Source organism: Mammaliicoccus sp. FSL K6-3158 (assembly GCF_038005105.1).
Lineage (GTDB): Bacteria > Bacillota > Bacilli > Staphylococcales > Staphylococcaceae > Mammaliicoccus > Mammaliicoccus sciuri.
Genome location: NZ_JBBOSL010000001.1, coordinates 1,278,012 through 1,298,663, shown reverse-complemented (window position 1 = coordinate 1,298,663; position 20,652 = coordinate 1,278,012). Strand labels below are relative to the sequence as shown.

Annotated in this window: 20 protein-coding genes and 1 other annotated feature; all 20 genes read right to left on the bottom strand. The window is 32.7% G+C overall.

What is annotated here, in order from left to right:
• Nucleotides 1–65: 65 nt before the first annotated feature.
• Nucleotides 66–1,304: an NRAMP family divalent metal transporter gene (locus MHH94_RS06480; RefSeq protein ID WP_058592270.1), complete on the bottom strand. Its 1,239-nt coding sequence runs from the start codon at nt 1,302–1,304 to the stop codon at nt 66–68.
• Nucleotides 1,305–1,315: 11 nt separating this feature from the next.
• Entirely contained in the window at nt 1,316–2,074 is a 759-nt protein-coding gene (pxpA, locus tag MHH94_RS06475) for a 5-oxoprolinase subunit PxpA (protein ID WP_078355862.1), read from the bottom strand.
• A gap of 12 nt (nt 2,075–2,086) precedes the next feature.
• A complete protein-coding gene (gene accC / locus MHH94_RS06470; protein ID WP_232157144.1) occupies nt 2,087–3,424 on the bottom strand; it encodes an acetyl-CoA carboxylase biotin carboxylase subunit in 1,338 nt (445 codons plus the stop codon).
• A 14-nt stretch (nt 3,425–3,438) separates the two neighbouring features.
• The gene (locus MHH94_RS06465; RefSeq protein WP_340840210.1) at nt 3,439–3,858 is read right to left on the bottom strand and encodes an acetyl-CoA carboxylase biotin carboxyl carrier protein; all 420 of its coding nucleotides are present in this window, start codon (nt 3,856–3,858) and stop codon (nt 3,439–3,441) included.
• On the bottom strand, nt 3,855–4,862 hold the full coding sequence (locus tag MHH94_RS06460) for a 5-oxoprolinase subunit C family protein (RefSeq protein WP_078355864.1): 1,008 nt from the start codon (nt 4,860–4,862) through the stop codon (nt 3,855–3,857). Before MHH94_RS06460 ends, MHH94_RS06465 begins: the two co-directional genes overlap by 4 nt.
• Nucleotides 4,859–5,584, bottom strand: coding sequence for a 5-oxoprolinase subunit PxpB (pxpB, locus tag MHH94_RS06455; RefSeq protein WP_078355865.1), 726 nt, complete (start codon nt 5,582–5,584; stop codon nt 4,859–4,861). The genes MHH94_RS06460 and pxpB overlap by 4 nt, the downstream gene beginning before the upstream one ends.
• Nucleotides 5,585–5,733: 149 nt before the next feature.
• Entirely contained in the window at nt 5,734–6,210 is a 477-nt protein-coding gene (gene greA / locus MHH94_RS06450; protein WP_025904231.1) for a transcription elongation factor GreA, read from the bottom strand.
• Nucleotides 6,211–6,239: 29 nt separating this feature from the next.
• A complete protein-coding gene (udk, locus tag MHH94_RS06445) occupies nt 6,240–6,863 on the bottom strand; it encodes a uridine kinase (protein WP_025904232.1) in 624 nt (207 codons plus the stop codon).
• Entirely contained in the window at nt 6,863–8,131 is a 1,269-nt protein-coding gene (locus MHH94_RS06440; RefSeq protein ID WP_058592263.1) for a peptidase U32 family protein, read from the bottom strand. The genes udk and MHH94_RS06440 overlap by 1 nt, the downstream gene beginning before the upstream one ends.
• A gap of 23 nt (nt 8,132–8,154) precedes the next feature.
• The gene (locus tag MHH94_RS06435; RefSeq protein WP_078355866.1) at nt 8,155–9,078 is read right to left on the bottom strand and encodes a peptidase U32 family protein; all 924 of its coding nucleotides are present in this window, start codon (nt 9,076–9,078) and stop codon (nt 8,155–8,157) included.
• A complete protein-coding gene (locus tag MHH94_RS06430) occupies nt 9,078–9,719 on the bottom strand; it encodes an O-methyltransferase (RefSeq protein WP_048539664.1) in 642 nt (213 codons plus the stop codon). The genes MHH94_RS06435 and MHH94_RS06430 overlap by 1 nt, the downstream gene beginning before the upstream one ends.
• Before the next feature lie 319 nt (nt 9,720–10,038).
• Nucleotides 10,039–11,154: an endolytic transglycosylase MltG gene (gene mltG / locus MHH94_RS06425; RefSeq protein WP_078355867.1), complete on the bottom strand. Its 1,116-nt coding sequence runs from the start codon at nt 11,152–11,154 to the stop codon at nt 10,039–10,041.
• 79 nt (nt 11,155–11,233) lie between these two features.
• Nucleotides 11,234–11,539, bottom strand: a complete 306-nt coding sequence (locus tag MHH94_RS06420; protein ID WP_025904237.1) for a DUF1292 domain-containing protein — start codon at nt 11,537–11,539, stop codon at nt 11,234–11,236.
• Nucleotides 11,540–11,558: 19 nt separating this feature from the next.
• A complete protein-coding gene (ruvX, locus tag MHH94_RS06415; protein WP_058592364.1) occupies nt 11,559–11,987 on the bottom strand; it encodes a Holliday junction resolvase RuvX in 429 nt (142 codons plus the stop codon).
• Complete coding sequence (locus tag MHH94_RS06410) at nt 11,980–12,249, bottom strand: IreB family regulatory phosphoprotein (protein ID WP_037588397.1); 270 nt, start codon at nt 12,247–12,249, stop codon at nt 11,980–11,982. The genes ruvX and MHH94_RS06410 overlap by 8 nt, the downstream gene beginning before the upstream one ends.
• A gap of 67 nt (nt 12,250–12,316) precedes the next feature.
• Nucleotides 12,317–14,947, bottom strand: a complete 2,631-nt coding sequence (alaS, locus tag MHH94_RS06405) for an alanine--tRNA ligase (protein ID WP_078355868.1) — start codon at nt 14,945–14,947, stop codon at nt 12,317–12,319.
• 44 nt (nt 14,948–14,991) lie between these two features.
• Nucleotides 14,992–15,157, bottom strand: a binding site (T-box leader).
• Between the two features lie 39 nt (nt 15,158–15,196).
• A complete protein-coding gene (gene recD2, locus MHH94_RS06400; protein ID WP_107609390.1) occupies nt 15,197–17,587 on the bottom strand; it encodes an SF1B family DNA helicase RecD2 in 2,391 nt (796 codons plus the stop codon).
• 2 nt (nt 17,588–17,589) lie between these two features.
• Nucleotides 17,590–18,258: a tetratricopeptide repeat protein gene (locus tag MHH94_RS06395; protein ID WP_340840194.1), complete on the bottom strand. Its 669-nt coding sequence runs from the start codon at nt 18,256–18,258 to the stop codon at nt 17,590–17,592.
• An 86-nt stretch (nt 18,259–18,344) separates the two neighbouring features.
• Complete coding sequence (gene mnmA, locus MHH94_RS06390) at nt 18,345–19,454, bottom strand: tRNA 2-thiouridine(34) synthase MnmA (protein WP_340840192.1); 1,110 nt, start codon at nt 19,452–19,454, stop codon at nt 18,345–18,347.
• Complete coding sequence (locus MHH94_RS06385; protein ID WP_340840191.1) at nt 19,447–20,595, bottom strand: cysteine desulfurase family protein; 1,149 nt, start codon at nt 20,593–20,595, stop codon at nt 19,447–19,449. The genes mnmA and MHH94_RS06385 overlap by 8 nt, the downstream gene beginning before the upstream one ends.
• Between the last annotated feature and the right edge of the window lie 57 nt (nt 20,596–20,652).

Here is a 20,652-nt window from a genome sequence, read left to right as displayed (position 1 = left end):
TTATCACTCCATCATATTCATTCAATATTTATATTAACATAATTAGTATACTTTGAAATAAGTTTTTAACTATTCCACAAACTTTGTAAGCCTTGTAATGATAATACCCCTGCTATTAATGTTGTAAGAACAGCAACTATACCGAGTACAATCATCCATGTTGGATGTTTATAGTCACCAACGATACTTTTCTTCTTAGAAGCAATTAAAATTGTTCCTAAAGTTACTGGTAAAATCAAACCGTTCAATGCACCAGCAATAATCAATAATTTAACTGGCTTACCAATTGTTAAGAATACAATAGATGAAACGACTATAAAGATAATAATAACTAAGTTTCTATGATTTTTAATAGATGGATGTAAAGATTGAATAAATGTTGTACTTGTATATGCACAGCCAATTACGGATGATAATGCTGCTGCAAATAATACAACACCGAATACTTGTTTACCGACAGGTCCTAATACATGTTCAAATACAGAAGCTGGTGGATTGTCTGGGTTTAAAGTGAACCCTGTAACAACAACACCAAGTACTGCTAAGAATAAAAATGTTCTCATAATACCCGTTGTTAATATACCTGAAATAGCAGCTCTATTTACAAATGGTATATAGCCTTTTCCAGTTATACCTGCTTCTAACAATCTATGAGCACCTGCAAATGTAATATAACCACCAACAGTTCCACCTACTAATGTGATGATAGGAACAATGAGTTTACTAATATCATCAGGTACAATCATTTTTTGTGCCGCTTCGACAACTGGTGGTTTTGTTAATACCATTACATAAGCAACAATAGCAATCATAAGTACACCTAATATTTGTGTAATAATATCTACGACTTTTTGTGCGTTTTTAACAACAAATATTAAAATCGCTAATACGCCTGTAATACCTGCACCAATTCTTACATCTAAACCGAATATCGCATTAAGTCCTAGCCCAGCACCTGCAACGTTACCGATGTTAAATGCTAGTCCACCAATAGCGATTAATATTGCGATAAATGTACCTAACCCCTTAAACACATCATTCGCGATATCTTGTCCACCTTTACCTACAACTGTGATAACACGCCAAATATTAATTTGTGCACCAATATCAATCAGTATAGATGCAAGAATTGCAAATGCAAAGCTTGCAAGAAATTGCTCAGTAAAAACTGCCGTTTGAGTTAAGAATGCTGGTCCAATAGATGAAGTAGCCATTAAGAATACTGCACCCCATAGAATTCTTCTATGCTTATTTGTTATTTCAAACGGTTGATTTAACTCCTCATACCCTTTATTTTGCTTCATACACTTTCCTCCTATTTCATTGCACTAATTTCTATGCCTTCAGCTTTAAACTGTCGAATAATTTCTTGAACAAAATCTAAAGCATGTTGTCCGTCTCCATGTACACAGATTGTATCTGCTTCAATCGGAATTTCATTTCCATTTATCGTGATAACTTTAGATTCTTTAACCATTTTAATTACTTGTGCGACAGCTTTGTTTGTATCTTTTATAAGCGCGCCTTCTTTTTTTCTAGAAACTAGTTGGCCATTATCTTCGTATGCACGATCAGCAAATACTTCACTCTTATATGTTAAATTATGACGTTTACATGATTCGATCAATTCACTATTAGATAAACCAACAAATAATAATTGATTATCAAAATCTTTCACTGCTTTAACAATTGCATCGGCAATTTCTGGATCTTTAGCACCCATTTGATACAATGCGCCGTGTGGTTTAACATGGTGAATTTTTGTTTGATGTATTTTACAAAATCCAGCTAATGCACCTAATTGATAAATGACTAGATCATAAACTTCCTCTGGTGTAACATCTATGTTTCTACGACCAAATCCAATTAAATCTTGAAATCCTGGATGAGCACCAATATGTACATCATGTAGAACAGCCAATTTAACTGTTTCATTCATAACGTGTTGATCTCCTGCATGAAAACCACATGCTACATTTGCAGAAGTGATTAAAGGTAATATACTTTCATCATTACCAAGTTTATAGTTACCAAAGCTTTCTCCTAAATCACAATTCAAATCAACTTTTACCATAATACCATCTCCTTAAACGATTTTATGTTCATGTAGAAACTTAATTGTTATATCATTTTTAATATATGGTTCATAGCTCAACACGCGATATAAAAAGTCTAACGTTGTCGGAAAACCATCAATGACCGTTTCTTCTAACGTACCTTTCATTTTTTCAATTGCTTCAAGTCTATCTTCACCTTTAACAAGTATTTTAGCGACTAATGAATCATAGTAAGGTGGAATTTGATAACCATCATATAACATACTGTCTACTCTCGTATTAAATCCATTAGGTAAATGTAATGCTTGAACAACACCTGCTGCTGGGCGGAATTGTTTTTCTGGATTTTCAGCATTAATACGACATTCAATCACATGCCCATCAAAATGGATATCCTCTTGTTTAATTGTTAACTTCTCACCATTAGCTACTAATATTTGTTGCTTTATTAAATCGACACCTGTTAATAATTCTGTAACTGTGTGTTCAACTTGAATACGTGTATTCATTTCTAAGAAATAATATCCGTCATCTGTTAATAAAAATTCAATCGTTCCAGCACTTTCATAATTACAAGCTTTAGCGGCTTTAACAGCATCAGCATGTAGTGAATTTCGCGTTTCTTGATCTAGTGCTGCACAAGGTGCTTCTTCAATTAACTTCTGGTTCTTTCTTTGAATTGAACAATCACGTTCACCTAAATGAATCGCTTCACCATGTTTACTCGCGAGTATTTGAACTTCCACATGTCTAGCTTCATCAATAAATGTTTCAATATACACACGTTTATCTCCAAAGTATTTTTCACCTTCAGATTGAGCTTCTTTAAAGAATTGTTCAAGTTGGTCAGGTTCTTGTACGATTCGAATACCTTTACCACCACCACCACTAGCAGCTTTTAATACAAAAGGATACCCAACTTTTTGAGCAACTTCTTCTGCTTCATTTACTGACTTTACTTCTCCAATAGAGCCAGGAATAATCGGTACGTTAGCGTTGTACATTGTTTCTCTTGCTTTTATTTTATCTCCCATTAAATCCATCGTGTTATAACTAGGTCCAACAAAGATAATATTTTCTTCATCTACTCTTTTTCTAAATGTCGTAGATTCTGATAAAAATCCATACCCAGGATGTATAGCATCTGCCTTACTCATCTTACAAGCTTCTAAAATGCGTTCAATATCTAAATAACTGTCACTTGATTGACTTGGCCCAATACAAATGGCTTCATCAGCTAATTGTACGTGTAAACTATCTTTATCTGCTTTGGAATAAATTGCGATTGTTGTAATATTCATCATTCTACATGTTCTAATAATTCTAACCGCAATTTCGCCTCTGTTTGCAATCAGTAAACGCTTAATCATAAAAATCCCCCTTATTTCAATGTGATAATCGTTTGTCCGTATTCAACAGGATCCCCATGATTAATTTGTATATCATTAACGATACCGTCATACTCACTTATAACTTCATTGAGCACTTTCATTGATTCGATATAACCGACAACTTGACCTTCTTTCACTTCATCTCCCACTTTAACAAGTGGATTTTGCAAAGTTTCTTCATCTTGTAAATAAAATGTTCCAAGAATTTCCGCTTCAATTGTATTGAGCTGTTCTTCTTGTTTTGAAGTTGGCGTGCTTTCTTCAACATTATTAGCTGGCGTTGTAGTGACGATATTTGAAGTTGATTTTAAGTCTAACTCAACTTCGACAGTTTCATCTTTATATTTCATATAATTTACTTGATTTTGTTTCATGAGTTTAATAAGTTCTTCTATCTTTTCAATATTCATGATTGATTCCCCTTTATAAGTTTTGCTATTTTTTTAGATTTAGGACGAATATTGCTTAAATCTTTATATTTTTTCAGTTTAATGTCATCTATATCTGCTTCTAATTGTTTAATATATGTTTGATATTCAAGTGTGGCATCTTTAAATGAAATCCATTTAAAAGTAATGCTATCATTTGCTTTTAATTGAGATAGCTTTTCTCTTCCTATAAAACTAACTGTAGCAATCTTTGTATAACCACCTATCGTCTGACGATCATTAAGCAATATAATAGGCTGTCCATTAATAGGAACTTGTACACTACCTGGTGCAATCGGTTCAGAAATAATATCTGCGTTATGCTTATGTACAATTGGTTCATCCCCATTTAATCGATAACCCATACGATCTGACATTTCTGATATTGTATATGATTGATTAACAAGTTGGGCATGCGATTCTGATGTAAATTCATCAAATTGTAAACCTTCCATAATTGGAATAATGTTTGCATCTTCTAATTGTTTGATATTAAACGTATTACCTATAATGTCATGGTTAATTGTTTTATCTTTGAATTTCAAAACATCATTTCTGTTTAATGTTCTTCCATTCATACCACCTATGCCACTTCTAGTATGTGTCGATACACTGTCTAATATCGGTTCAATATTTAAAGATTTATGAAAAGCTAAATAGCCTCTCGCCCCAGATGAAATAGTCTTTATATTGAGCACTTGCCCTTTTTCTACATAAATTGCTGTATTTACTGGTATTGTTTGATCATCAAGCTGTATATCAGCATCATACGCAACAAATGCAACGATGTTCGGTTCTTCAAATTTCAATGTAGGACCATTTAAAGTCACTTCTAATACAGGTGCATTGTCATTATCCACTAAAGCATTCGCGATTCTGTATAAATATTGATTCATAACACCCGCTTCAGAAAATCCATCTTTTTCAAACTTTGATCGACCAATATCTTGAACAGTCGTAAACAAACCGGGTTTTATACATTTCATTTCAAATCACCTACTAACTGACGATAATCAAATGTGCCATTTGCAATTTCGTCTTCGATTCTTGTAAATTCTTCTTGATGAATAGCTTTAAAAGCAATATAGTCTCCAGCTTCATATAAAATCATAGGCTCTCGATTTAAGTTGAAAACATCTATTGGCGTGCGACCAATAATTTGCCATCCGCCTGGTGATGATTTCGGATAAAGTCCTGTTTGATTATTTGCAATTCCAACAGATCCTTGGACGATTTTACTTCTTGGCGTTTCTTTTCTTGGTGTATGTATTATCTTATTTAAACCTCCTAAAAATGGAAAGCCGGGTAAAAATCCTATTGCATAAATTAAATAATTTTCTTCCGTATGTATTTGAATCACATCTTCTTCAGTTAATTGTGCATGCTCAGCAACAATATTTAAGTCTGGTCCAAATTCACCACCATATACAACTGGTAATGTTATCAATTTCTTCGAATGTGATGCATTTTCTTGATCAAGATTTAAATGATGTAAGTCTAGTTCATGAAGGACTGTTTCGTATGTATAATGTTTCGCATCAAATGCGACCATGATTGATCGATATGATGATGTCACACTCATAACAGCAGGATGCTGCAATGATTCAATATGTAATGCGATTGTCGAAATTTTATTCCTTATTTCTGGACTGATTTCATTTTGTTCATAAATCATAAAATGCGTCTCACTCACTTGCTTAATATCCAATTTTACCACCCCTTTGTTAACGCTTTTAATAATCAGATAATTAAATCAATTATACTTTATCATAATACCATGATTTATATATAAAAAAAAAGCTGTAAAAACGTTTGTTTCATACGTTTCTACAGCTTTTCTATTAAATTATTATACGATTAATCGATTTTTACGATTTTAACTTTCATTTCGTTACCATTTGGTAATGGAACATTCACTTCTTCGTTCAGTTTTTTACCAATTAAAGCTTTAGCAATTGGAGACTCATTAGAAATTTTACCTTCAAATGGATCTGCTTCTGCTGAACCTACAATTTTGTAGCTTTCTTCTTCGTTACCTGGAATTTCAGTAAATGTTACAGTTCTACCGATTTGCACGTCATTTTTTGAACCATTATCTTCAATAATTTGAGCATGACGAATCATGTTTTCAATTTTTTGAATTTCTTGTTCAATGAAACCTTGCTCATCTTTAGCTGCATCATATTCAGAGTTCTCAGATAAGTCACCGAAACTACGTGCTACTTTTATTTTTTCAACGACTTCTGGTCGCTTAACTGTTTTTAATTCTTCAAGTTCTTTTTCTAATTTGTTAAAACCTTCCTGTGTCATAGGAAATTCTTTTTGTGTTTCCATTCTTCCATCTTCCTTTACTTTAAAATTATTTAAATATTTTTAACTAACGATTGAATTTTCGTAGTCATAATATCAATAGCTACCTTATTACTACCACCTTCAGGGATGATGATATCCGCATATTTCTTGGTTGGTTCAATAAACTGGATATGCATCGGTCTTACAACTGATAAGTATTGATCAATTACTGATTCCATCGTACGTCCTCTTTCTTTAATGTCTCTCGTTAAACGACGTAAAATTCTTAAATCAGCATCAGTATCAACATAAATCTTAACATCCATTAAATTACGTAAATCTTCATTTTCAAGCGCGAATATGCCTTCAAGTATAATAACATCTTTAGGTTCGAATCTAATCGTTTTATCGCTTCTCGTGTGATTTGAATAATCATACGTAGGAACTTCAATTGCATGTCCATCTTTAATTCTTGTTAAATCTTGTTTCAATCTTTCATTATCGAAAGCAAATGGATGATCATAGTTCGTCTTCAATCTATCTTCAAAAGACATATGTGATTGATCTTTATAATAGTAATCTTGTTCTATTAATGCAACACTATATCCATCTAAATTTTTCATAATTTCGGATGTTACAGAAGTCTTACCTGAACCAGAACCCCCTGCAATACCTATAATTGTAGTCTTTCCCATCAAACGATTCCCTTTCTCATCATGTTATTTGGATAAATCTGACGATCCACTTTTATTTGAATGACTTGAAGTGGATGTCTGGCTGCGTCAAGCTCTTCACCATTTTCATCATATATCTTATCAATGACTTGAGTGAAGTTTTCAATTTCAGGTCCAAAAAATTCAATTTCTTGCCCTGGTTTGAAATAATTTCTTTGTTGGATGGTAGCTATTTGTGATACTTCGTCATAGTCTAACACTAAACCACAAAAATCAAAAGGTGTTTTTTTATTTGATTCATGTCCAAACATTTGTTCTTCGTAATGTGGTACTCCTTCGAAGAACGCAGGCGCAGTATCTCTATTCGCACATTTATCTAATTCAATCAACCACCTAGGATCAATTTTAAAGTTTTCTGGATCCTCAGCATAGCGATCAATTACTTTGCGATAAACAGATACAACGGTAGCAATATAATGAATAGATTTCATACGACCTTCAATTTTTAGAGAATCTATACCGATGTCCATCATTTTAGGTATAGATTCAATTAATTTCAAGTCTTTTGGACTCATTGCAAAAGGCGTGATCTCATTACCATCGAAATATGGCTCTAATTCTCCATCTTCTTCTACTGAAATTAAATCATAATCCCATCTACAACTTTGGCAACAACCACCTCTATTTGAGTCTCTTGCTGTCATGTGATTACTTAATGTACATCTACCAGAATATGCAATACACATTGCACCGTGTATAAACGTTTCAATTTCGATATCAACTTTTTCTTTCATTTCGCGCATTTCTTCAGCACTCGTTTCACGAGCTAGAACGACTCTCTCAAGTCCCTCTTCTTTCCAATATTGAACTGCACGGTAATTTGATAAAGATTGCTGTGTACTTAAATGAATTTCTAAATTAGGTGCAACACGTTTACATGTTTCTATAATAAGTGGGTCGGCAACTATAATACCGTGCGCACCCGTTTCATTTAGATTTTTTAAATATGCTTCTAAACCAGGTATATTTTCATCATGTGCAAAAATATTTGTTGTGACATAAATTTTTGCGCCATATTTTGCTGCAAACTGGACGCCTTCTTTTATTTCTTCCATCGTAAAGTTATCAGCATTTGACCTTAAACCATATTCTTGTCCACCAAGGAACACTGCATCCGCGCCATAATGAACAGCAATTTTGAGTTTTTCTAAATTCCCTGCAGGCGCTAGAAGTTCTGGTTTTTTTATCTTTGTTTGACGACTTGCGCCAATAGGTTCTAGAACTTTCATATATATCATTCCTTTAATATAACTTAATAAACTGTTTGTTTGAACATAAATCCTTGATCCATTGGACGATGATCTTTTTGAACCTCTTCAATTGGTTCTACTAACATAAATTTTTCATCTTCATATAACTCTGGATCTTCGTTATATAAGTCGATCGCTTGTCTATATTGCTCAGTCGCGATATTAATATATTCTTCTGTTTGAAGGACGCCATCTATCTTAAACGCATCAATTTGTGCTTCTAGTAAGTCCTCTAAGTCTTCGATTAAGCAAATATCATTCGGACTCATAATGTGGGTACCATTATAATCTTCATAAATTGGATATTTATTACTTCTTTCTTCATCATATAAAAGCATGTCTTTATTTTCTTTACGGTTTTCAATTTTCATGACTTTATCTTGATACATAAAGTAATTACCAAGTAACTTTCTTTTAGACTGGAACATACAAGTCATGCCGTGTACTTGAACTTCTATTTCGACATTACTTTTTCCTTTAATTTCTAGTACTTCTTCAATACTTAACTCACGAGCCAACACCGCTCTAGCTGAACCTCTATCACCCCAATAATTACATTGAAAATGATTTGTCACGATTGTTTCAGCATTCCAATTTAAAGGTATAGGATTCTCACGATTTTTCATTGCCATAACGACTGCTGGATCGCCAAAAATTATTCTATCTGCTTTTAACTCATGTAACAGATCTATATAAGACTCCAAATCATCAATATGTTCATTATGGAAAATACCATTTACCGCTACGTATGCTTTTTTACCATGATCATGGATTAGCTTAATAGCTTCACGAAGTTCTGGCTCTTTAAATTCACCAGCAAGTCTTAATCCAAATTTTTCTTCACCAATGACAAATGCATCAGCACCTAATTTGATTAATTGTTCAATATGTTCAACGGACTTAGGTGTCACGAGTAATTCTGTCATTACAATTTCTCCTTTTTAGAAATGGCCATTCCATCACCAATATTTATCAATGTCGTTTTATATTTGTCATGATTCATTAACCAATCATTATATTTTTGAACTTTTTTAACCATTTGTTTGACGTTTCTGTTTCTGACAATTTCTATATCACTTACAAAACCATGGTATAAAATATTGTCTGTAATAATGATGCCGTCATCTTTAAGCAGTGGTTCATAAAGTTCAAAAAACTTTTGTGATTGTGCTTTAGCAGCATCAATAAAAATCATATCAAATGACTGGTCGGTTGGTAATAATTCAAAAGCTTCTAATGCATCGGAAAAGATAACATTTATTTGGCTTTCATAACCAAAGTCTTTAATATTTGAAATAGCTTGTTCATACATTTCTTCTTTTCTTTCAATCGTCCACACATTAATACTCGGATCACATGAAGCAAAATGCATCGCGCTATATCCAATTGCCGTTCCAATCTCTAGAATACTTTTCACATCTTTAATTCTAATTAATTGTTTTACAAACTCTGTGGAAATTTTATCCATTATTGGAACATTATATTGTTCAGCATAATGCCTTAATTCATCGATATTTGATGAATTTTGAAACAACAATTGTTCGATATATTCTATATCTTTTTCCATGTCATTACTTCCTTACACTCGAATATAATAAAAAACCCAACTAGTCTCCTGACTAGTTAGTATGTATCAGTCATATCTACAATATGATTTCATAAACATTAGATATTTTACCATATTTTCGAATAAAAAGTAAGTATATATATAAACAAGGGAGCGGGACAGAAATCTAATTTGTATAAAAAGATTTCGTAGTCCCGCCCCGGCAAGGATGACTAGAGTTGAAAAAAGCTTGTTACAAGCGCATTTCGGGTTCAGTCAGCTACTGCCAAAATGCTAAAAGAGACTGAAACATTACATTATGTCCCAGACTCTTGTTATATTATTTATCTCGATTCTTTTCCTGTTCTTTTAAGTTCTCTGCAAATAATATTTTACCCTTTTTGGTTGTTGTATAGTAAAAATAATCTGTTTCTGGAGGGTTAACTGTTGTTCTAGCTGTTTCATCAGATATATTACATATTGGACCTATAGGTAATCCTTTATGTGCATATGTGTTATATTTTGAATCATTTTTATAATCTTTATCTGATAATGCTTCAGTTGTCTCTTTTTTATTCGCATATCTTACTGTCGCATCAGAATTCAAAGCAATTTGTGGATTGTTTTCAATTCTGTTTAAAAGCAATGAAATATATCTCGATTTATCTGTCACGTTTTTCATTTCTGATTCTACAATAGATGATAATGTTAAATACTCATGGAAAGTAATCTTCTTTTCTTCATAGTTAGTCGTATATTTAAAGCCACCGTTTTCTTTATATATTTTATAAGTTGTATGGTATGTTTCATTCAACATTTCATTTGTAACGTCATCAATCGTCACATCTTTTTTTGAAAACTGATACGTACTTGGTGCTAAATACCCTTCTAATGGGTATCTTAAGTTTTTATTTAATACTTCGTCCGTTAACATATCGGGATATTTTTTTTGATATTTTTTCACAAAATCTTGATCTCTCATTTTCTTCAAAAAGCTTTCGCGACTAATAGAAGTATTCTCTTCTAAAATACCTGCAATTAATTCTATATTCGAACCTTCTTTTATATCATATTGTACTGCTGTTTTTAAATATACTTTGCCAGTTTCTAAACTTTTCGCAATATCTCTAGGTGACATTGAAGGAGAAAACTTATATTCCCCAGCTTGAAAACTAGAAATATTATTGAGTTTCAAATAATATTTGAAAATAGTAGCATTTCTAATTATTTTTTTATCGGATAACTCTTGGCTTAACATTTCAGTATTTGTGTTTGGATTAACATTGACAATAACTTGCTCATTGCTATCGGCGTTAACAGGTTTCACATTAATACCTACTACAATTAAGCCTATTAAAGTAATTAATATAAGTAATAAAAAGAGGATGCTTATGATTGTTAAACTAATATACTTAGATAATAATCTCGCATCTTTATATATACTATTTTTTTCCATATGTAACTCCTTATGTAAAATAAATACCCCTAATGATTATATCACATTAGGGGTAAAGTGTACTATTACATATTAAATTTTAAACATCGTCCATTTCAGTATTAACGATTTCTTCAATCATATCCCACTCTTCGTCAGTTTCAACTGGTAATAATTTACCACCTTCACCGTCGTCATTAGCTTCATTGATCATTGGTATTAATTCGATTTCTTCATCATCTGCTGTACCTTCTTCAGCTAAGATGATGTATTCTTTTTTGAATTCTGGGTGATAGAATTCTAATACTTTACGGTATAAGACTTCATTATTATTTTCGTCTATTAATGTTAATAATTCTTCCTCATTGTTAATTTCTAAATGTCCTTCGTGATTATGTTCAGTCATTATTCATTCTCCTCATCAATTATTTAATAGAATCTAGGTAACCCTGTAATATAAATACAGCTGCCATTTTGTCTATTACTTTTTTTCTTTTCTTTCGAGAAACATCTGCTTCTAATAATGTGCGTTCAGCACCAACTGTACTTAGTCTTTCATCCCACATTACCATTTTTAATTCTGGTCTTTCTTGTTGAAGTAAATCTTTGAATTGAATGGATGCCTCTCCGCGAGGACCAATAGAATTGTTCATATTTTTTGGCAATCCTATAATGACAGTATCAACATCATATTCATCAATGATTTTTAAAAGTTGATCAATTCCAAAATCTTCGTTTTCTTCGTTAATGCGGAGTGTATCTATACCTTGCGCTGTCCAACCCATCGCATCACTTACAGCTACACCTATTGTTTTACTACCAACGTCTAAACCTATTATCCTGTTTTTAAGCATTGAATTCATTTTCTTGCTTTAAATAGTGTGATACAAGCTCTTCCATAATATCATCTCTATCTAAACGTCTTATTTGATTTCTTGCTTCGTTGTGTCTAGGTATATAAGCTGGATCGCCAGAAAGTAAATAACCGACTATTTGATTTACTGGATTATAGCCTCTTTCTTCTAAAGTTCGATAAACATTTTGTAGTACTGTTTTGACATTTTCTTTTGGAAAATCATCATAGTTAAATTTCATAGTTTTATCAAAATTATTCATCTTTATTTACACTCCCTAACTCCATTAACTTAATATTAATTATATCATATTCTAATTACACGTAAAATTATAGCGTTTTAATGTAGTCTTTAACAAACTGTAATGCTTCTGTTACTTTAGATGGATCTGTTCCGCCGCCTTGAGCCATATCAGGGCGACCGCCACCTTTACCGTTTGTAATTTGAGCAGCTTCTCTAATAATGTCTCCAGCTTTAACTTTATCCGTTAAATCTTTTGGTACTGAAGAAACTAGTGAAACTTTATCTCCATTGACACTAGCTAATAATAGAACTGTATCTTGCATTTTAGATTTATAATCATCCATGATGGATCTTAATACTTTTGGATTTTCAGCTTCAACTAATTGTGAAAGTACTTTAATGCCATTAATTTCTTCAACACTATCTTCAATATTACCTGATTTTAATTCAGTAATTGTTTTGTTCTTTTGTTGAACTTCTTTTTCTAAGTCTTTATTATGTTGTTGAATTTGTTCGATTTTTTCAATTGTTCTTGCTTGGTCCTTAATTTTGACATGTTGCATAACATCTTTAAGGATTGTTTCAGTTTCTTTTAATGTTTCATATGCTTTTCTACCTGTTACAGCTTCGATTCTTCGAACACCTGCACCTGTACCTGATTCTGAAACAATTTTGAAGATACCAATTTCACTTGTGTTACGTACGTGTATACCACCACATAACTCAATTGAGTATGATGACATTTCAACAACTCTTACAACATCACCATATTTTTCTCCGAATAATGCCATAGCGCCTTTTTCTTTAGCTTGTTCTATTGGCATTTCTTCGATTACTACAGGAATGTTTTGCCAAATTTTTTCGTTAACAATTTTTTCGATTGTTTCTAATTCTTCTTGTGTAACTTGGCCAAAGTGTGAGAAGTCAAATCGTAATCTATCACTTTCAACTAATGAACCGGCTTGATTAACATGCGTACCTAAAACTTCTTTTAAAGCTGCATGTAATAAGTGAGTTGCTGAGTGGTTTTTGATAATTGATTTACGATCATCTTTATTAACAATAGCTTCTACAGTTTCACCAACATGAACTTGTCCAAATGTCACATGTCCAGCATGTAAATTTTGACCATTAGGTGCTTTTATAACTTCTGTCACTTCAATTTCAAATTGATCATGACGAATTATACCTTTATCCGCTACTTGACCACCTGATACTGCATAAAATGGTGTTTCTCTTAAAATAAATTGGATGTTTTCTCCACTTTCAACTTCATCAACTAATTCACCATTAAATATAATATCTGTAATTTCTGTTTGTGCTTCTGTTACGTCATAGCCAACGAATTTACTTGGTGTATTGATGCTGCCAAGCACTTCATTTTGAACTTGCATTGATTGCGTCTTTTGACGTGCAGCTCTCGCTCTTTCACGTTGTTGATGCATTTCATGTTCAAAACCTTTATTGTCAATTGTAATGCCTTCTTGTGCAGTAATTTCTTCAGTTAGCTCGATTGGGAAACCATACGTATCATATAATTTAAATGCATCTGATCCAGATAATACATTACCTTGCTGCTTAGCTGATACCATCATTGTGTTTAAAATTGCTAAACCTTCTTCAAGTGTTTCATGGAAACGTTCTTCTTCAGATTTTACAACTTTTTTAATGAAATCACTTTGTGCTTTTACATTTGGGTAATAAGGTTCCATAATATCTGCTACGATATCAACTAATTTATATAAGAATGGTTCGTTAATATTAAGTGTTTGACTAAAACGAACAGCTCTTCTAAGTAACCTTCTTAGTACGTATCCTCTACCTTCATTTGCAGGTAACGCACCGTCACCAATCGCAAAACTGATTGTTCTAATATGGTCTGAAATAACTTTAAATGCGATATCTTGTTCTTTATTCTCTAAGTATTTTAATCCACTAACCGCTTCGACTTGTTCGATAATTGGAATAAATAAGTCTGTATCATAGTTCGTTGGCACATCTTGAGAAATAGATGTCATACGCTCAAGACCCATGCCTGTATCAATATTTTGATTTGGAAGTGGTGTATAAGTATGGTCAGCGTTATGGTTAAATTCACTAAATACTAAATTCCACACTTCTAAATAACGTTCATTTTCTCCACCTGGATACATTTCTTCAGCTGGATCTTCTTTCCCATATGTGTCGCCTCTGTCGTAGAATATTTCAGTGTTAGGTCCAGATGGTCCTTCACCGATATCCCAGAAGTTACCTTCGATTCTAATAATTCTACTTTCTTCAAGTCCAATCAAGTCATGCCATAAATCATATGCTTCCGTATCTTCAGGATGAATCGTTACATATAATTTTTCTGGATCCATTGCCATCCATTTATCACTCGTTAAAAATTCCCAAGCATATTCAATTGCTTCACGTTTAAAGTAATCACCAATTGAAAAGTTTCCTAACATTTCAAAGAATGTATGGTGTCTTGCAGTAAAACCAACATTTTCAATATCATTTGTTCTAATTGCTTTTTGAGCATTTACAATTTTAGGATTTTTAGGGATTTCTCGACCATCAAAATATTTTTTTAATGTCGCAACACCTGAGTTTATCCATAATAAAGTATCGTCATCAATCGGCACTAAAGGTGCAGATGGTTCAACCATATGTCCTTTTTCAACAAAAAAGTCAATATACATTTGTCTGATTTCACTAGCTTTTAATTTTTTCATTGTCTTCACTCCTCAATTAAAATAAAAAAACGCCCATCCCCTAAAAAAGGGACGAACGTATCGCGGTACCACCCTAGTTATGACTATAAGTCATCACTTTAAGTTTATTAAAATTTTATAAAAGAAGTAGCGTTCAATAATCATTGTCATGTTTCTCACCAACCAACATGTCTCTAAAACAATTAATTATTTACTCGGTTTCTTTTTTGTATTCTATTTGATTATAATCACTCGATTTTTAGATGTCAATTATTTCATAAAATCATATGGCGATTTATCATTCATATTAATCATCGGATCGATTTCAAACATATTATCTTCAGTTAAAATAATATGTTTCGTTTGTATAGTTTCTGTTTCAGACTCAGTATCCGTTTCAACATCAGTATCGAAATACATTTTTAATTTCTTATCAAACGATGTCATTCTCTCATGACCTAGTGTTTGGATACCTTGGTTAAAGGCTTGCTCTTCACCGCACACGACAAGTGACTGTTTCGCACGTGTTAGTCCAGTATATAGAATGTTTTTTTGTAACATTCTAAAGTATTGTCTGACGATAGGCATGATGACTATTGGGAATTCCGAGCCTTGTGATTTATGAATTGAACAGCAATAAGCATGTGTAATTTCTGATAAATCTTGTTTAGTGTATGTTATGTCATTCCCTTCATAATCCACAATGACAACATCTTTACCAAGTGCATTTTCTTCTGCTTTATAAACACCTGTTACTACACCAATATCACCATTAAATACATTATCATCTGGACGATTTATAAGTTGAAGTACTTTATCATTTTCACGATATTCAACCTCTCCATATTGAAGGAATCTTGTATCTTTATCTTTCGGATTTAATATATCTTGCAATAATTCATTCAATTTATTAATACCAGCTGGTCCACGATATATTGGGGCTAGCACTTGAATATCTTGCATATTATAACCTTTATTAACCGCACCTTGTACAACCTTTTCTACGACTGTCGCAATTTGATTACTACTGCACGGAATAAATGAGCGGTCGTGATGTTTTTCATTGATAGAAACAGGCAATCCATTTTTTATTTTATGCGCCAAGTCTATGATGGATGATCCTTCTTGTTGTCTATAAACTTCTGTTAAGTTCACTCTCGGTATCACTTTAGAATCAATTAAATCTTTAAAAATCTGACCTGGGCCAACTGATGGTAATTGATCTTCATCACCTACAAATATGATTTGGGCATAGTCAGGGACTGCTCTTAAAAATTGATACATTAACCATGTATCTACCATAGACATTTCATCTAAAATGATTAAATGGGCATGAATATCATTATCTAACACATCATCCGGTTGCGTATCTTTACTCCAACCAATTAATCTATGAATCGTCATCGCTTCTAGTCCTGTTGATTCACTTAAACGTTTTGCTGCTCGACCAGTCGGTGCTGCTAATACAATTGGAAAGTCTGTTCCTTCTTGATAATCATCATAATTTAAACTCACACCATGTATTTCAGAATACAACTCACAAATGCCTCGAATAACTGTTGTCTTACCTGTTCCAGGTCCACCTGTTAAAAGCATCATTTTATGATTAATGGCTGTTTCTAACGCTAATTTTTGTCCATCTGCATATGAAACATCATTCATATCTTCAATTTGACCAATGTGTAATTGAAGATCACTTTTCTCAATTTCTTTAAGTTCATCTTGATGTTGATAAAGTCTATGAATGATTTGCACACTTTTCGCTTCTGAATAATAAAGTGAAGGTAAAAAACAATTATCATTTTCGATAATAAGTTTATTTTCCTCACTCATTTCTATAATGACACCATTAATCTGATCTTTATTTACAACTTCAGGTTGATTATGATTTAACAATTCATATGCACCGTTAACCAATATATCAACAGGTAAAAATGTGTGGCCATTCTGTAATGATTGCTGGTCTAAAAAGTAACTGACACCCGCTACAAGTCGATCATGATGATCTTTTGAAATTCCAACTTGTTCGGCTATTTGGTCAGCTCTTTGAAACCCTATACCATTTATATCCATCACCAAACGATATGGAGATTGTTTAATAATATTAAGTGTTTCTTCTTTATAAAATTGATAAATAGCCATCGCGAGTTTTGGACCGAAACCAAGTTCATTAAGTTTAATCATAATACGTTCAATGGCTTGATTCTCACGTATTGATTCTGCAATCGTATCTCTTTTTTGCTTGTTGAGTTTAGGTATTTCTTTAAGGACATCTGGGTCATCTATAATTTTCTGAAGTGCATCTTCACCTAGTTTGTCCACGATTGTTTCTGCTGTTTTCTTACCAATACCTTTAAATAAATCACTCGATAAGTAATGGATAACACCTTGTTTTGTTTGTGGTAATTCTTTTTCAAATGTTTCGGCTTGTAGTTGTTTACCGTATTTCGGATGGTTTGTCACTTTACCTTTGAAAAGGTACGTTTCTCCTTCAACTATTTGAGGTAAGTAACCAACAATTGTGACTTCTTGATCAAAATCTTCATTTGAATCCATCACATCGACTTTAATAACGGTATAATAGTTATCACTGTTTTGAAAAAGAATTCTAATAACTTCACCTTTAACATGTGAAAGATCAAATAAAGATAAGTTTTCCAATGTTAGTCCTCCTCTTCTAATAATTGTTCAAACATGTTGATAGCATGACCACTTAATAAATGATCTGGTTGAATGTGGACCGCTTTTCTAAAATAAACAAGCGCTTCTTCAGCATTTTCATTTTTCATATATTTAGCCAAACCTAAATTGTATAATGCGTCTACATGTTTTGAATCTTTTTCTAATACTTTTTCAAGTTGCACAATGGCCTCATCAAACATTTCTAATTGGCATAATGTTAATCCGTATTGGAATCCAATTTCTACATCATCTTCATTTAGCTCATGAGCTCTCATTAAATACGGCAAAGCTTCAGTATACGCACCTAATTCGTTGAAACTCATTCCTAACATAAAATTAGTATCAGCATCATTAAGCTCTCTTTTTATCGCATGTTGATATAACTTAATTGCTTCTTCAAAACGCTGTTGGTTGTAGTATAAATTTGCAAGACTATAATAAGCACCACCATGACTTTCGTTTATAGTAATGGCCTTTTGAAAGAATTTCTCAGCTCTTTCAATATCATTTGCTTCTGCTAATATTGTCCCTGCATTGATATAATTGGTTACTTCTTTCGGATCTTCTTCTATATTTTCAAATAAAAGGGACAAAGCTTCGTCGAATTTTTTATTTTGAATTAATTTAACAATTTGTTCTTCACTATGCATGTTGTGACTCCTTTAAATATCATTACTTGCTATTATAACAAAAATAAAAATAGACTGAGACATAAATTTATCTCAGTCTATATATTTTATACCATATAATCTAATTGCTTTTCTGTTTTATAAACTTCATCGATTGTTGCGCCACCTAAACAAACTTCACCGTCATATAATACGACAGCTTGACCAGGTGTAATTGCACGCACTGGTTCGTCAAATATCACTTTAATTTGATTGTCAGAAATTTTTTCTAAAGTTACTTGTGTATCTTTTTGTCTATATCTAAATTTCGCTGAACATTTCACCGGTTGTGAAAAATCAAGATCATTTACAAATGAAATATCAGAAGCGATTAAATAGTCACTATATAATGCTTCGTGGTGGAAACCTTGTTCAACATATAGAATGTTTTCTTTTAAGTTTTTACCAACTACAAACCAAGGATCTCCGTCTCCACCTATACCAAGACCATGTCTTTGCCCAATTGTATAATACATTAAGCCACTATGTTCACCCATGTCAACACCGTCTAATGTTTGCATTTTACCATTTTGAGCAGGTAAGTATTGAGATAAGAATGTTTTAAAGTTTTTCTCACCAATAAAACAAATACCAGTAGAGTCTTTCTTTTTAGCAGTTGCTAAGTTTTGTTCTTCAGCAATTCTTCTTACTTCACTTTTTTCTAACTCACCAATTGGGAACATCACTTTAGACAATTGATCTTTTGTAAGTTGATTCAAGAAATAAGTTTGGTCTTTGTTGTTATCTACACCACGTAGCATTTCTACTTTATCACCATCACGATTGACACGTGCATAATGACCTGTAGCAACATAGTCCGCACCAAGTTTAAGTGCATGATTTAAAAATGCTTTAAATTTAATTTCTTTATTACACATTACATCTGGGTTAGGTGTTCTACCTTTTTTATATTCGTCTAAGAAATACGTAAATACTTTATCCCAATATTCTTGTTCAAAGTTAACTGCATAATAAGGTATATCTAATTGGTTACATACTTCAATGACATCATTATAGTCTTCAGTAGCTGTACATACACCATTTTCATCTGTGTCATCCCAATTTTTCATAAAAATTCCAACTACATCATAACCTTGTTCTTTTAATATATGTGCAGTTACCGAGCTATCTACGCCCCCGCTCATCCCAACGACAACGCGGGTAGATTGATTATTCATTTTCTTCCTCCTTAAATTGTTGGTATATTTTCATTATCGTACTTACGATATAATTAATTTCTTCTTCAGTCGTTAATGAGCTGAAACTAAATCTTACAGATTGATTCACTCTATTATCTTCACCAAACATCGCCTCTAGTACGTGTGATGGTAATGTTGAACCGGCTGTACATGCTGATCCACTTGAAACATATATATTTGCCATATCAAGTAACGTTAACATCGTTTCAACTTCAATAAATGGGAAATATAAATTTGTGATATGACCAGTCGTATCTGTCATACTACCATTCAATTCAAACGGAATTGCACGTTGTTGCAAGCCTACTATGAGCTTTTCTTTCAAGTTCATTAAATGGATATTACTTTCATTCATGTGTTCATAAGCGTCTTTCAGTGCTGTTGCCATACCACATATATATGGAACATTCTCTGTACCCGCTCTTCGCTTTACTTCTTGTTCGCCACCTTGTATAAACGTTTCGAACTGAACACCTTGTTTAACCAACAATGCACCTATTCCTTTTGGCCCGCCAAATTTATGCGCAGTTATACTTAACAAATCAACTGGCATTTCATCGAATTCAATTGGCATATGACCGATAGCTTGAACAGCATCAACATGAAATACGATATCCGTATTTTCTATGACTTCTGCAATATCATACATAGGTTGAACTGTGCCGACTTCATTATTCACTAACATAATTGACACTAATGTCGTATCAGGTCGAATTGCTTGTCTCAGAGTATCAATATCGACAGTACCTACTGAATTTACATCTATATACGAAACATCGAAACCTTCACGTTCAAGTTCTTCAAAGACATGCAATACAGAATGATGCTCTATTCTACTCGTTATAATATGTTGACCTATATGTTTTCGTTTTCGTGCTATACCTTTTATTGCTGTATTATTAGACTCTGTTGCCCCACTAGTAAAAATAACTTCTTGAGGACTCGCACCTAATAATGTAGCAATCTCTCGTCTTGATTGATCTAAATACTTTCTACCGTCTCTCCCTATTGAATGAATAGATGACGGGTTACCAAAGTGTTCAGATAATATTTCTGTTATTTTTTCAGTTACAACGGGCTTAACTGGAGTAGTTGCTGCATAATCTGCATATACTTTCATGTTGAACGTCCTTTCTTAGTTTTCAATGTACCTATTCTAGCACCATTTTTATGAAAA

Excerpts from the sequence above, each read along its gene's own strand:
- MHH94_RS06480 (WP_058592270.1), bottom strand. The coding sequence starts at position 1,304 with ATGAAGCAAAATAAAGGGTATGAGGAGTTAAATCAACCGTTTGAAATA.
- pxpA (WP_078355862.1), bottom strand. The coding sequence starts at position 2,074 with ATGGTAAAAGTTGATTTGAATTGTGATTTAGGAGAAAGCTTTGGTAAC.
- MHH94_RS06465 (WP_340840210.1), bottom strand. The coding sequence starts at position 3,858 with ATGAATATTGAAAAGATAGAAGAACTTATTAAACTCATGAAACAAAAT.
- MHH94_RS06460 (WP_078355864.1), bottom strand. The coding sequence starts at position 4,862 with ATGAAATGTATAAAACCCGGTTTGTTTACGACTGTTCAAGATATTGGT.
- greA (WP_025904231.1), bottom strand. The coding sequence starts at position 6,210 with ATGGAAACACAAAAAGAATTTCCTATGACACAGGAAGGTTTTAACAAA.
- udk (WP_025904232.1), bottom strand. The coding sequence starts at position 6,863 with ATGGGAAAGACTACAATTATAGGTATTGCAGGGGGTTCTGGTTCAGGT.
- MHH94_RS06440 (WP_058592263.1), bottom strand. The coding sequence starts at position 8,131 with ATGAAAGTTCTAGAACCTATTGGCGCAAGTCGTCAAACAAAGATAAAA.
- MHH94_RS06435 (WP_078355866.1), bottom strand. The coding sequence starts at position 9,078 with ATGACAGAATTACTCGTGACACCTAAGTCCGTTGAACATATTGAACAA.
- MHH94_RS06430 (WP_048539664.1), bottom strand. The coding sequence starts at position 9,719 with ATGGAAAAAGATATAGAATATATCGAACAATTGTTGTTTCAAAATTCA.
- mltG (WP_078355867.1), bottom strand. The coding sequence starts at position 11,154 with ATGGAAAAAAATAGTATATATAAAGATGCGAGATTATTATCTAAGTAT.
- MHH94_RS06420 (WP_025904237.1), bottom strand. The coding sequence starts at position 11,539 with ATGACTGAACATAATCACGAAGGACATTTAGAAATTAACAATGAGGAA.
- ruvX (WP_058592364.1), bottom strand. The coding sequence starts at position 11,987 with ATGCTTAAAAACAGGATAATAGGTTTAGACGTTGGTAGTAAAACAATA.
- MHH94_RS06410 (WP_037588397.1), bottom strand. The coding sequence starts at position 12,249 with ATGAATAATTTTGATAAAACTATGAAATTTAACTATGATGATTTTCCA.
- alaS (WP_078355868.1), bottom strand. The coding sequence starts at position 14,947 with ATGAAAAAATTAAAAGCTAGTGAAATCAGACAAATGTATATTGACTTT.
- MHH94_RS06395 (WP_340840194.1), bottom strand. The coding sequence starts at position 18,258 with ATGCATAGTGAAGAACAAATTGTTAAATTAATTCAAAATAAAAAATTC.
- mnmA (WP_340840192.1), bottom strand. The coding sequence starts at position 19,454 with ATGAATAATCAATCTACCCGCGTTGTCGTTGGGATGAGCGGGGGCGTA.
- MHH94_RS06385 (WP_340840191.1), bottom strand. The coding sequence starts at position 20,595 with ATGAAAGTATATGCAGATTATGCAGCAACTACTCCAGTTAAGCCCGTT.